The 14,539-nt window shown below is 36.4% G+C and carries 4 protein-coding genes and 4 pseudogenes; all 8 read left to right on the forward strand.

The genetic code is table 11. The features are described 5' to 3' along the window. Nucleotides 1–114: 114 nt before the first annotated feature. Nucleotides 115–1,245: pseudogene (locus MOF34_RS20990) on the forward strand (type I polyketide synthase); the annotation flags it as partial. Next, nucleotides 1,222–2,949 (forward strand): polyketide synthase dehydratase domain-containing protein, encoded by a 1,728-nt coding sequence (locus tag MOF34_RS20995; RefSeq protein WP_419901027.1) that lies wholly within the window; start codon nucleotides 1,222–1,224, stop codon nucleotides 2,947–2,949. The pseudogene MOF34_RS20990 and the gene MOF34_RS20995, both read left to right, overlap by 24 nt. A 31-nt stretch (nucleotides 2,950–2,980) precedes the next feature. Then, nucleotides 2,981–4,312: pseudogene (locus MOF34_RS21000) on the forward strand (SDR family NAD(P)-dependent oxidoreductase); the annotation flags it as partial. A gap of 183 nt (nucleotides 4,313–4,495) precedes the next feature. Further along, a pseudogene (locus MOF34_RS21005) lies at nucleotides 4,496–6,376 on the forward strand (beta-ketoacyl synthase N-terminal-like domain-containing protein); the annotation flags it as partial. A gap of 75 nt (nucleotides 6,377–6,451) precedes the next feature. Next, nucleotides 6,452–11,644, forward strand: a pseudogene (locus MOF34_RS21010) (alpha/beta fold hydrolase); the annotation flags it as partial. A gap of 484 nt (nucleotides 11,645–12,128) precedes the next feature. Next, nucleotides 12,129–12,983, forward strand: a complete 855-nt coding sequence (locus MOF34_RS08435; protein WP_268399770.1) for an ABC transporter ATP-binding protein — start codon at nucleotides 12,129–12,131, stop codon at nucleotides 12,981–12,983. Then, nucleotides 12,980–13,687 (forward strand): hypothetical protein, encoded by a 708-nt coding sequence (locus MOF34_RS08440; RefSeq protein ID WP_268399771.1) that lies wholly within the window; start codon nucleotides 12,980–12,982, stop codon nucleotides 13,685–13,687. The genes MOF34_RS08435 and MOF34_RS08440 overlap by 4 nt, the downstream gene beginning before the upstream one ends. Next, the gene (locus tag MOF34_RS08445; RefSeq protein WP_268399772.1) at nucleotides 13,684–14,406 is read left to right on the forward strand and encodes an ABC transporter permease; all 723 of its coding nucleotides are present in this window, start codon (nucleotides 13,684–13,686) and stop codon (nucleotides 14,404–14,406) included. The genes MOF34_RS08440 and MOF34_RS08445 overlap by 4 nt, the downstream gene beginning before the upstream one ends. Nucleotides 14,407–14,539: the final 133 nt, after the last annotated feature.

Here is a 14,539-nt window from a genome sequence, read left to right on the forward strand (position 1 = left end):
AGTGGACAAAATATCTCTGAAGCTCCAGATTCATTACTAGCTAATCAGGATGATGGTGATTGGTTACCGGAAGAAGTGAATCCTGAGAAATCCCAACGCAAAAGATATTCTTTGACGAATGAACCAGTTGCAATAATAGGGATGAGTGGAAAAATGCCCCAGTCGCATGATTTAGATGCTTTTTGGAAACACATTGAATAAGGGAAGGATCTAATTACTGAAATCCCTGAAGATCGATGGGATTGGAAAGAAATTTATGGTGATCCCGCTACTCAATCGAATAAAACGAATATTAAGTGGGGGGGATTTATGAAAGACGTCGATAAATTTGATAGCCTATTTTTTGGTATTTCTCCGAAAGAGGCAGAACTGATGGATCCTCAGCAAAGAATTTTAATGGAAACAGTGTGGAAAACAATTGAGGATGCAGGGTACAAGGCATCGGATTTATCTGGAACAAAGACGGGCGTTTTTGTCGGAGTTGCAAGTACGGATTATGGTTATTTACAGGAAAACAGTGAAATACAGGCTCAAACGTCAACAGGGATGTCCCATTCAATATTAACAAATAGAATCTCTTACTATCTTAACCTACATGGCCCAAGTGAACCAATTGATACAGCTTGTTCCAGTTCATTAGTTGCCATTCATCGAGCTGTTGAACAAATCCAGAGTGGACAATGCGATTTAGCTATCGCTGGTGGCATAAACGTGATGATAAGTCCAAAATTATATATATCCTTTAACAAAGCTGGTATGCTCTGTGAAGATGGTAAATGTAAAACTTTTGATAAAGATGCTAACGGTTATGTCAGAGGCGAGGGTGTAGCGACACTATTATTGAAACCTTTAAGCAAAGCTGAAGATGACGGTGATCATATTTATGGTGTAATTAAAGGAAGTGCAGTAAATCACGGTGGCAGAGCCAATTCTTTAACTGCGCCGAACCCAAATGCACAATCCGATCTGATAGTTCAAGCATGGGGAGAATCAAATTTAGATCCATCGACAGTGTCTTACATTGAAGCACATGGTACAGGAACACCATTAGGGGATCCAGTTGAAATTAATGGACTAAAAAAAGCATTTGATCAACTATACAAGGACTGGGGAAAAAAGATGCCTGAAAAACCTTACTGTGGACTGGGTTCTGTCAAAACTAATATCGGTCACCTTGAAACAGCAGCAGGAATAGCAGGTGTGTGCAAAGTACTACTAGCCATGAAAAATAATGTCTTACCTGCTTCCATAAATTTTAACCATTTAAATCCATACATTAAATTTGATGACAGTCCATTTTACATTACCGCCCAAAAGGCTAATTGGGAAAGGATGAAAGATGAATATCAACAACCGATTCCTAGACGTGCGGGGATAAGTTCTTTTGGATTTGGGGGGGTAAATGCGCATGTCGTCATAGAGGAATATCGACCGAAATCGTCAAGACATTTAAACGGAGATAATGAGGGCCAGATCATTATTTTATCAGCTCAGAATGAAGATTGTTTGAAAGAATATGCGGCTAACCTGGCAAATAAATTAAGTGAAAGTGACAATTTGAAAGAAATTGCTTATACGCTACAAATTGGGAGAGAAGAGATGGACGTACGTCTTGCCTTAGTTGTTGATAGTATTGCAGAGCTGAAGGAGAGATTGAATCGATTCTGTACGGAAAGAGAATCTGTTGACCAACTAAATTACGGAATTGTTACCGCTCAACAGACCAAACACTTATCGGCATCAAAGGAAATTAAACAAGATGAATTTCTAAGGCTGATGAAAGAAAAACAGTATGACAAACTGGCCAAACTTTGGATTGCAGGGGAAAAAATTGATTGGAAACAATTGCATGAAGGACACCAATTATATCGTGTTTCATTACCTACTTATCCTTTTGAGAGAAAACGTCATTGGCTGCCAACACCGGTTTCCGTAAACTCTCAAAACAAGAATTATCCGAACGATATAGCAAGTCTACATCCTCTTATTGATCGAAACGAATCGACTATTTCAGCAATAAAGTTTGTCAAGCATTTAAGGGGAAGTGAGTTTGTAGTCTCCGACCATGGACTTAATCAACAAAAAGTTCTTCCTGGTGTAGCCACTTTAGAGATGGCTTTATTTACTGGTAATAAGGCCTTGGAGAATAAGATTGACAAGATAACCAATATTGTTTGGTTACATCCGGTTACAGTGTCTGAAAACCAAATTCAGGACATATTTGTATATATCGGGAAGAACGATAAGTGTGAATTTGAAATATGTATGAAAGGCGAAGAAGGCCAAGAAATCCTCCACTCCCAAGGAGAGCTACACATAAAAACTGATTCTTCAGTTCCCGCTACTGAATGGATAGACTTGGAGGATATTAAACAAAGGTTATCCTATTCAATGACTCGTGAACAATGCTATGAAGCTTTTAAGGAAGTAGGATTAACCTATGGACCAAGTTTTCAAGGAATTCAAAAACTATCCTATAATGAGTCGGAATCTTTAGCCTTAATTGAATTGCGAGACGAACTCCGGAGTAATTTTGGCAAGTTTGTTTTACATCCTTCTCTTATGGATGCAGCTGTCCAATCCGTTATTGGAATTTTAGGGCTCGCCCAGACTCAAGCAATGTCTGTTCCGTATGCACTGGAAGAAGTGCAAATAATCAGTGAACCAACTCAGAAGTGTTACGCTTATGTGAAATATGCAAGTGAACAGTCGACCAAAAATCATCATACGTTTGACATATGGATTCTTGACCAGAACGGGCAACTACTGGTTAAATTAATAAACCTTTCCGTACGTTCCTATCAACAAGAAATAATTGCTACGACTCAAGGTCAAAGGGGCAATGTTGACAAACACGTTGTAATTAAAGAATTGCTAAAACAATTGGAACTTGGACAAATAGATGCTGATGAAGCCAATAAAATAATGGAGGAGATATCGTATGAGTAACGCTATTGCTAATCGGAAAGAGATACTTAAAATGATACAGAATAAAGAATTGTCAGCAGCTGAAGGCTTCGAGCTATTGACTCAAAGTAAGCAAACAATCCAGACTAATGATAATCTTTATTTCGAATCGATTTGGAAAAAATCAACTGTTGGGCCAGAAGAGGACATGCTTCAATCAAGAGCAGAAAACATTTTAGTTTTTGATTCAATTGGTAACCTATCAGAAATGGTGATATCTCAATGTGCAAAAAAAGATGTTGATGTATCGGTTACGGTAGTGAAACCCGGAGAAAGTTATCATCAGCAAGCAGAAAATATTTATATTATTAATCCAGGAAAAGAAGAAGATTATCACCAATTGTTTCAGGACCTAGTTAAACAAAAAATGATGCCAAGTACGATCCTTCATCATTGGTCCGATGAGGGAAATTTCACTGAGAAGACAGATATTAGTAGACAATTGGAACAGAGCATTTATTCGATGCTATACCTTAGTAAAGTTCTGATGAAACACTCACCCATGAGGAATATCAATGTATTGTATGCTTATCAATTTAGCCAGGATCACTTAAAGCCACAATATGCTGCAGTCAGTGGTTTTGCAAGAACAGTAAATAAGGAAAATCCCCATATCTTTATGAAAGTAGTTGCGATAGATTCAGCAGATAAGGAAGAATATATGAATAACATTATTCAGGAACTTGGTATGGCGGATTATTCTACAGATATTAAGTATGTAGCAAATCAGAGATTTGTTAGACATTTAAATGAGTATACACCTAAGCAAAAGGAACGAGATCAGTTGCTACTGCAAGAAAAAGGTGTATATGTCATAACTGGTGGCACAGGCGGACTTGGAATGTTGTTTGCTAAATATCTGGCACGGTTAGTACAAGCAAGGCTTATACTAACCGGTCGATCAGCATTAACTCCAGATAAGCAAAAGAAATTGGAGGAACTTAAAGAGTTAGGTGCAGAAGTAGTATATATTCAAGCTGATATTTCTAACAAAATAGAAGTCGATGCTTTGATCAAGGAAACAAAATCATTATTTCATAGTATTAATGGTATTATTCATTGCGCAGGGGTTACACGGGATTCTCTAATTATTAATAAGAGCAAAGAAGAGATGGATGAAGTACTGGCAGCTAAAGTATATGGCACGATTTGGTTAGATGAAGTGACTCAATCTCAAAACCTTGATCTGTTTATTATGTTTTCTTCTGTTACTGCTGAGTTTGGAAACGAAGGACAAGCTGATTACTCTTATGGAAATTGCTTTATGGATGGCTTTGCAGAACAGCGCCAAAGGATGGGAGTTGCGGGGAAGCGCTTTGGTAAAACTATTTCAATAAATTGGCCGTATTGGAAAGAAGGTGGAATGAGGGCTAACGAACAATCACAAGAATGGTTGGAGGAAGGGATGGGACTCGTTCCATTAGAGACTGAGCAAGGATATCAAGCATTTGAACACATCATAGACTATGATGCTTCACAAGTGATGGTTTTAGTAGGTGAAAGGGAAAAAATTTACGAGGCTATTAGAATGGTAGAAGGTAAACAGCGTTTGGAGAGTCCATTGTCTATTTCGCCAAACACTGAGACAGTGTCCTCATTGGATAAAAAAGAATTACGACAGAAGACCGCAGCATACTTACGTAATATTCTTTCTCAAGAAACCAAGATACCAAATCATAAAATTAAACCGGATGATCCACTTGAAAAATATGGAATAGACTCTATGATTATTATGGACTTGACTCGGACATTAGAGCAAAATTTTGGACCTTTATCTAAAACCATATTTTTCGAATATCAAACACTGACAGAACTATCAAATTACTTCGTTGATCATTATGCTAAAACTTTAATTGAAATACTAGATATTAAGGTTCAAAATCAAATTAAAGTTTTAGAACAAGGTCCTGTGTTTTCCCAGTCAGATCTGAAGATGCGAACTGAAAAAAAACAGAGTAAAAAAGTCGAAACTTCCCGAACAAGTCATGAAAATAATGAGGAGATTGCCATTATTGGTATTAGCGGCCGTTTTCCAAAAGCTAAAAATCTTAATGAATTTTGGAAAAGTTTGGAGCAAGGAAGTGACTGTGTTACAGAAATTCCGGAAGAAAGATGGGACTATAGAAAATACTTTGAAGGGAAAAAGAAAAAAGGTAAGACATACAGTAAGTGGGGTGGCTTCATTGATGACATGGATAAGTTTGATCCTTTATTTTTCAATATTTCACCCAAAGAGGCTGAACTAATGGATCCTCAAGAACGTCTATTTTTAGAAACTGTTTTTCACACAATTGAGGATGCTGGTTACACAAAGCACCGTCTCCAGAGTGAAAAGGTTGGGGTTTTTGTTGGCGTAATGTATGGGCAATACCAATTATACGGTGCGAGTGAGGCACAACAGCAGAATGGCTTTGTTCCTGCATCGTCATATGCTTCCATTGCTAATCGAACGTCTTATTATTTTAACTTCCAGGGACCAAGTATTGCTTTGGATACAATGTGTTCATCTTCACTCACTGCAATTCATTTAGCGTGTATGAGCATCCACAAAGGAGAAAGTAATGTCGCGGTAGCAGGTGGAGTAAATTTGACTGTACATCCTAATAAGTATTTGCAATTAAGTGAAGGTGAATTTACTGCTAGTGATGGGCGTTGTCGAAGCTTTGGTGAGGGTGGGGATGGTTATGTTCCCGGGGAAGGAGTTGGGGCAGTCCTTTTAAAACCTCTAAATAAAGCAATAGAAGACAATGACTATATATACGGTGTCATTAAGGGAAGTTCTGTGAATCATGGTGGGAAAACTAATGGTTATACTGTTCCTAATCCTAATGCCCAAGGGAATTTAATTATGGAAGCATTACAAAAATCAAATGTATCTCCAGACGAGATTAGTTATATTGAAGCCCATGGAACAGGCACTTCATTAGGAGATCCAATTGAAATATCTGGATTGACCAAGGCGTTTCATAATTTATCGAAGAAAGACAAGTTTCCAATAGGATCTGTTAAATCTAATATTGGTCATTTGGAATCAGCAGCAGGAATTGCTGCATTAACTAAAGTCTTATTACAGATGAAACATAAGAAGATTGTTCCTTCTATACATTCAGAACCACTTAACCCGAATATTGACTTTGAACACTCTCCATTCTATGTACCTAAACAATTGGAAGAGTGGGCTCAGCCAACTGTACTCAAAGCTGGGGAGAAGGTAACAGTTCCTCGAATAGCAGGTATAAGTTCTTTTGGGGCAGGAGGCTCTAATGCACATTTGATTGTACAAGAATATGAACAGGATATTACATCTAATCAGATAGGTAATGATCCGCAGTTGATTCTCCTTTCTGCTAAAGATAAAGATAGGTTAAAGAAAAAAGCTCGCCAATTGATAGAATTTCTAACTAATGAAGATACACCTTCAAATACTGGAAATCATACGGATAAAACAGTTACAATGAGCAGATTGCAAGCAGAAATCGTGGATATTGTTTCAAAGGTAATGGGTGTGGTGAAAAAAGATATTGATATAAATGAAAATATTACAGATTATATTACGGATCACATGAACTTATCTGAAATTATCCACCATATCAATCAAATTTATGGTATAGAAATAGACTCTACCATTTTTTCCGAACCTTCTTCAATCCAAGCACTGTCAGAAACGTTGTATAGTGAATTAAATATCAATGAGATCGATCAAAAGGATCAGAATGAGTCCGTGAATCTTAAAAGTGGCAATAACCTTTTTCTCGGTGATATTGCCTACACGCTTCAAGTAGGACGAGAAAAAATGGATGAACGATTAGCCCTTGTTGTATCTGGTATAGATGAATTAATAAATAAGCTTGAACAATTTTGTGCAGATCAGATTTATGATGAGAATATATTTGTCGGAAATGTTCAGGTTTCTTTTCGTTCTATTAGTGTGTTTGAAGGAGAAGCGGGAGAAGCCTTTGTAAAGAATCTTACTGTTAACAAGGAGCTAAACAAACTTGCGGAATTATGGTTAGCTGGTGTAGAGATTGTGTGGGATTTATTACACCAAGGCACTGGAAGACGAATTCCTCTGCCACATTATCCATTTAAAAAAGAACGCTACTGGATCCCACCTGTTGAGAAACAAGGAGCCGTGGAAAAACTTCATCCATTGATTGAACGCAATAGTTCAACACTTAATGAAATGAAGTTCAGTACACGCCTATATGCTCATGACGGTTACAATTTTGAACACACAATAAATAATCAACAAATCTTCCCTAGTCTTGCAACTTTAGAAATCGCTTTTGCAGCAGGTAATCTGGCAAATCAACAAATGGTTTATCAATTGGAGGATGTAGTTTGGGATCAACCCTTAGCTTTTAAGGAAGGGTTACTAGACATGGAGGTTACTCTATATCCGCTTGGAGAAACGGTAGAATTTGAGATAGCTGAAGTGAATGATGAAATCTTAAAAGTCTCTTCACAAGGGAAACTCACCTATGGTGATCATCAAGAAACGGATCTAGAAATGGTGGATCTAAAAGCCATTGTTAATAGATGTCAAGAAATAAACACCAGAGAGTTATTCGAACGTTTAAAGGACCAAGGGGTAATATACGGGGCTGGTTATCAGGTCATTCAAAACTGTTATATAGGAGAGAATGAAGCCATTGTTCAACTAGATATTTCAGAGGAACAGACTGAAGAAATCCTTGAATACACGATACATCCAGCTTTACTAAAAGGGGCATGGCAAGCTGTTAAGGCGTTACTTATTCAAAACCAGTCAACAGATAACTATGTTCCATATAAATTGAGTAAAGTTGTATCAACAAGGAAGCGCTTATCAAACAAATGTTACGTTCATGTACAACAAGTAAATCAGGGAGATGATAGTGATAAAGTATTCAATATCCAAATGATTAACGAGGCAGAACAAGTTATTATTACGATAAGAGGTCTTATTGCTCAGTTATTTGTTACGGATGTGGTGAAAGAAGATATTTCACCTCAAATGGTAGAATCAGTAGCATCTAACTCTCGATCAATTGAAAAATTGCAAAAAATGGTTGCAAGTGATATTCAAAAGTATGCTGCCGATATTTTGAAAATGGAGCCTGAACAGCTAGATATAAACATTGAATTTGATAAATATGGCTTTGATTCAGTGGGAATAAAGGCTTACGCTGATCAATTGAGTGATGCGTATAATGTGGAGATATTACCTACTATTATTTTTTCAGCTGCTGATATTAAAGGTTTAAGTCAGCAATTGATTATAGATTATGAAAGCGAAATCAGATATCATTATGAACAAAAAGAAGCACCTAAAGTACAAAAAGTACAAAAGATTAATGAGCCCAAAGCAATGTTAGAGCCTTTATCTAAGCGCTATAAAGATGGTGTGCGCTTCACAACCGACAAAAGCTCTAGGCAATCGGAAGATATTGCTATCATTGGGATGAGTGGGATTTTTCCTGGTTCAATAAATCTGGACGAATTTTGGAAGCATCTTGAATCGGAAACCAATCTTATCACAGAAGTGCCGAGAGAACGCTGGGATTGGCGTGATTTCCATGCGGATTATTCTGATGGTCATCTTACCACGAAGTCAAAATGGGGAGGGTTTATTCCGGATGTTGATAAATTCGACCCCCGTTTCTTCAAAATATCTCCACTGGAAGCAGAAATGATGGACCCACAACAACGATTATTCTTGCAAGTTGTGTGGCATACGATTGAAGATAGCGGCTATAAGGCATCAGATTTATCCGGTAAAAATATCGGTCTGTTTGCAGGTGTTCAATTTAGTGATTATCAGAAATTGCTTGCAAGCGAAGGAAAAATGAATCCGCAAATGGGATTAGGAAATGAACACTCCATTTTAGTAAATAGAGTCTCACATTTCCTCAACTTCCACGGACCTAGTGAGCCATTAAACACAGCTTGTGCAAGTGCTGGGACAGCAATACATCGTGCCGTAAACTCCATTCATATGGGAGAAAGTGAACTTGCTATTGCAGGCGGGATATGTTTGAATCTAGCACCGCATACGATGATAAGTTCTGATCAACTTGGTATTTTATCACCAGATGGGAAGTGCAAGACGCTAGATAAAAATGCGAATGGCTACGTTAAAGGTGAAGGTGTAGCAGCTGTTCTGTTGAAACCGTTAAATCAAGCGATAAAAGATCATGATAATATTCACGCTATCATTAAAGGCACAGCAGTAAATCATGGAGGAAAAGCAGCCTCCTTAACTGCTCCAAATCCTAAAGCACAAACCGATCTCCTTGTAAAAGCATATGAGGAAGCTCAGATAGATCCTTCTACTGTAAGCTATATTGAACTTCATGGAACTGGAACAGAGTTGGGTGATCCAATTGAAATAGAGGGAATAAAAAATGCTTTTCAGCGTCTATCAGATAATCAGAAACAACCAATTAACAAGAAATATTATTGTGGTCTTGGATCAGTTAAAACAAATATAGGTCATCTCGAACCAGCTTCAGGAATTGCAGGCTTGTTAAAGTTAGTACTGTCCATGAAAAATAAAACATTACCAGGTATACTGCATCTAGAAGAAGTCAACCCTTACGTAAATACTAAGAATACCCCTTTTTATATTGTAGATAAAACACAAGAATGGAAAAGAATGAAAGATGGCGAAGGAAATGAGATTCCACGCCGTGCAGGGGTCAGTTCATTTGGTTTTGGAGGTGCAAATTCACATATTGTACTGGAAGAATATAAGAGACCGAAACAAAACTATGAAACTAAAAAACAGCACATCTTTATATTATCTGCTAAGAACAGAAATCAACTAAGAGAATATGCCAAAAACATAACTCATTATCTTGAGGATACATTTACCAAGCAAAAGGAGTATAAATTTACCGATTTTATCTATACCTTGCAAGTCGGACGGGAAGAAATGGAGGAGCGTTTGGCCTGTGTCGTCTCGGAAGCAAACGAACTAGCTGACTTGTTACGTGAGTTTCTTACGGGAGGAACCGATAGAGGTAATCTTTATACGAATCAGAAACAAATCAATAACAACATGTTCGAACAAGATAGTGATCAAGTTGACCATCGTTATATTCAAGGGTTAGCCATCAAGCGAGAATGGGGTCAAGTGGCAGAACATTGGGTATCAGGCAAGGAAGTAGATTGGCAGTCTATCTATACAGAAGAAAAGCCATTCCGCATATCATTGCCAACCTATCCTTTCGCCAAGGAAAGATATTGGGCTGTTAGCAATAAGAAACCAGAAATAATTCCGCAAGGGAACAACGTGATACAAGATCTGCAAAACAACGATTCGCATCAAAACAAATCCCAAAGTGGGGGTAATTTCTTTGAGGTTCTAACTACCACTAACAACAATCATAAAAATGTACTAAATGATGATGGGGTAGCAGCTGCTAAAGAGGTACTTCATAATGAAGAAACAGCATCAGAACAATTAAGCATGGTCATTGTTGAACTGAAAAGAATATTTTCCAATGTATTAAAGCTAGAGGAGCATGAAATTCAAGAAGACCTAAACCTGGAAGAGTATGGGGTAGACTCTATCGTTTCGTCGGTTATTGTACAAAATATACAACAAGTATACAATCTATTACTTCCGTTATCTGTGATAGTTGAATATCCAACACTTTTTGAATTATCTAGACGTATAGTAGACGAATTGAAGAGTGAAGGATTATTGCAAGACTTAAATACAGCGCAACGAAATCAACATTCAGTTCGAATACGAAAGGTTGAACAGAAAAGAGCTGTCCCAGCAAAAAGAGAGAAATTACCACCAGAACTCATCCCACTTAATGGACGAGGACCTTATCAAAACGCATTTTTTGTCCATGGTGGTCCTGGTTTAGCTGCATTTTATAATAATTTGTCATCCGCCTTAGGAAACCAATACCCTGTTTACGTGTTTCAAGCAAGGGGTGTTGATGGAAAAACGATGCCGAGAGATTTTGAAGAAATGGTTAAGCATTACATGCAGTGTATTAGGATTGCCCAGCCTCAAGGACCATATATCATTGGGGGGTATTCTTATGGAGGGGTAATTGCTTTTGAGATGGCTCAGCGTTTTATACAGCAAGGAGAGGAAGTACAGAAGTTGATCTTATTTGATACATTTCCTCCTCACCCAGAAGCAAATGAAATATTTTATTCAAATAGTGACCCTGATAATTCATTTTTTAAATTGATGATGGGGAACGAATTTGCGAACGCAAGGGAAAACAAAGCAGCACTTATCCTTTCTGAAGATTTGGAAGGTATTCACCCAAATTTACACATCGCGCATATTGCGAAATTAGCAAAAGAAAGAGGTAATAGCCCACTAGCTGTTGAGGATATTTATAATTTTATTTCAGGTGCCTGTAGACTCAATGATTATGCAGGATCAACATATGATACCTACAGACCTAAACCTTATTACGGTAATGTTCTGTATATAAAAGCAACAGATGGATTTGTTGGTGCGGATAATTGGATGGGGCTAGACCCAGTTAATGTATATGGTGATTATGACTATACCAAACCTTGGCATGAATGGGTTAAAGGAAAATTAGATATTATTGAAGTCCCATGCGACCACTTTAACATTCTTGAAGAACCTTCTTTAACTATTGTAAAGAGGTCGATTAAAGCTATTATTAAAGCTAAGAAGGAAGTCATGTCCTAAATATGACCCAGAAGAGTCTGTACTGACGCCTTAAAAAAGTTGAGAATAGTATGGCTAACCAACTTGCTATTCTCAGCTAAAATAACCAAAGAAATTTCAGGTAACAATTGACAAGTTAAATGAAGTAACCTAGAATAAACTTAATGTGAATAAATGATTTTTTTATTTTTATATTCATATTGATAATCTTATTACTGGAAAGATAAATCATCAGTTGAAAATAGGAATATAAATGTAATGAACCATTGACCTTAATAGCCACCAGTCAGCATTTATAATAGAAACATGTACTTAAATGTTATTTATCGAAAACTATGTATTATGAAGGTGTTTCCATGTAAATGGGATGCGTTCCTAATTATAAAATACTTTAGTGGGTTTACATTTTTTCATACAGTTCAGAGTACACCATATATGATCACCTAATGACTATTACCTTACTTTTTTAGTTTATATAAAACCATCATTATAAAGGAGGGTATACGTGATTAACGTAAACCAGTTGTATTTTACTTATCCAGCGAACAAGCATAAAACTATCAGGGGGATGAGTTTTAGAGTAGAAGAGGGAGAAATCTTTGGTTTTCTAGGCCCCTCAGGTGCAGGAAAAAGTACCGCACAAAAGATATTAATCGGAATTCTCAAAGGGTATTCAGGAAGTGTAAGTGTTATGGGGAAAGAGATTAGTAATGTTGGTAAGGATTACTATGAGAAAATCGGAGTGTCTTTTGAACTACCTAATCTGTACAATAAATTTACTGCATTAGAAAATTTAAATTTTTTCAGTTCTTTATATCCTGGATCAAAAGAGGACCCGAAACAATTACTAGAATCTGTTGGGCTTGAACAACATGCTCATACCAGAGTCTCAAATTTTTCAAAAGGCATGAAAATGAGATTGAACTTAGTACGTTCGCTTTTAAACAAGCCGGAACTTATCTTCTTAGACGAACCTACATCCGGACTAGATCCAGTAAATATGGAGAAGGTAAAAAATATTATATTAAATAAGAAAGCGGAAGGAAAAACCATTTTTTTAACAACTCATAACATGAATGTTGCAGAAGAAATTTGTGACCGAGTTGCTTTTGTAATGGATGGCCAAATTAATTTGATTGATTCTCCACGCGCTTTAAAATTGCGATATGGTCAGAAGAAATTACAGATTGAATACAGGGAAAACAATCAAATGAAGTCATCCATCTTTTCTATGGAAGGGCTAAGAGATAATAAAGAATTTATGAATATTATCAAGTTAAAGGATATAGAAAGAATGCACACGCAGGAGGCCAAGTTACAGGATATATTCATAATGGTGACAGGAAGGACAATTACATGAGACTTTTATCTGCTCTAAAATTTGATATTTTGTCTCTATATAGGTATCGAATAGTCCATACCTACCTAATTATCGCAATTGCTTATATCCTTTTACTTAATATGGTGCCAGAATCAGTATCTGTGACTGCAAAAATTTTAGTGATATTTACAGACCCTGTTGTGCTTGGATTCTACTTTATAGGGGGAATCATCCTTTTAGAAAAGTCACAGCATACTTTTGATAGTCTATTTGTGACTCCTTTTCGTATAGAGGAGTATATTATAACCAAAGTGTGTTCTTTCACTCTCCTAACAGTGGTAGTCTGTCTTATCATGATCTTTTTTACGACTGGATTTAAAATAAATATATGGCCCGTTTTATTAGGTGTCATTTTAAGCGCTATTCTTTTTACACTCGTCGGATTTACTTTGGCTGTTCGAACTAAAACTCTTAATGGCTATTTTATAATTTCGGCTCTTTATTCAGCAATCTTCTTCCTACCTTTGCTAGGTTATCTTAACATTTTTCATACAAGGCTATTTTATATTATACCTTCACGTTCAACTCTTATTCTTATAGAAGGTGGGTTTATAAATTTATCGGCATGGAAGATGTTATATGCAGTTGTCACGCTTATAATTTGGATTGGAATAGCGTATATTTTTGCGAATCGTTCCTTTTACAAATCAATCATCTTAAATATTGGGGGTGATAAGAATTGAAAACTTTTATAACCTTCCTTATTGGAGATATAAAAAATATTACACGTGACTCTATGTTATTAGGGTCCATGTTAGCACCTATTGCATTAGCATTATTCGTTAAACTATCCACTTCTCATTTTTCAGAATTTTTCAAAGGAATTTCTCCATTTTCTATTGAACATCACTACACTTTTATAATGAGCTTTGTGATCTTATTATCACCATTTATGCTTGGGATAATGGCAGGTTTAATGATTTTAGAAGAAATGGACAATAACGTTTTGTCCTATATAGCTGTTACACCGGTGTCAAAGTCAGGATATTTATTATATCGCTTAATTGTTCCCATGTTGTTTAGTACAATTTTAACAGTTTTTGTTATTGTATATACAGGGCTTGTTGATTTTACAATTAGAATATTGCCTGTAGTCTTGATGGCAGCCATGATTACTCCAATAATGGCATTGTTTTTAGCAAAGGTTGCAAATAATAAAGTTGAAGGGCTAGCTATAGGGAAAGCGATGGGAGTAATTTTAATAGTTCCTGTACTAACATACATTGTAGAGTCAAAATGGCTTTTATTATTGGGTGTTTTACCAACATTTTGGGTTTCAGAAGCGTTCATGAAAAGTTATGGAATGGAACTTTATAGTAATATCTATATATTAGTAGGGTTTTGTGTTCAGGTTATTTATATATATATATTATTTAAAATGTTTAATCGAAAGTCAACATAAGAATTTCACAGCAAAGATAGATTAGCCATTAGTTCTAAGATCCTCTTTTTTCCGAATTAGAGCACCAACATTATATATAGTTGCCAACACGAATAACTACAATAAACATTCGGTCTTACTTTAAATCTTTATC

This window comes from Bacillus sp. T17B1, from assembly GCF_026796395.1.
GTDB lineage: Bacteria > Bacillota > Bacilli > Bacillales > Bacillaceae > Bacillus > Bacillus spizizenii_A.

Excerpts from the sequence above, each read along its gene's own strand:
- MOF34_RS08440 (WP_268399771.1), top strand. The coding sequence starts at position 12,980 with ATGAGACTTTTATCTGCTCTAAAATTTGATATTTTGTCTCTATATAGG.
- MOF34_RS20995 (WP_419901027.1), top strand. The coding sequence starts at position 1,222 with ATGAAAAATAATGTCTTACCTGCTTCCATAAATTTTAACCATTTAAAT.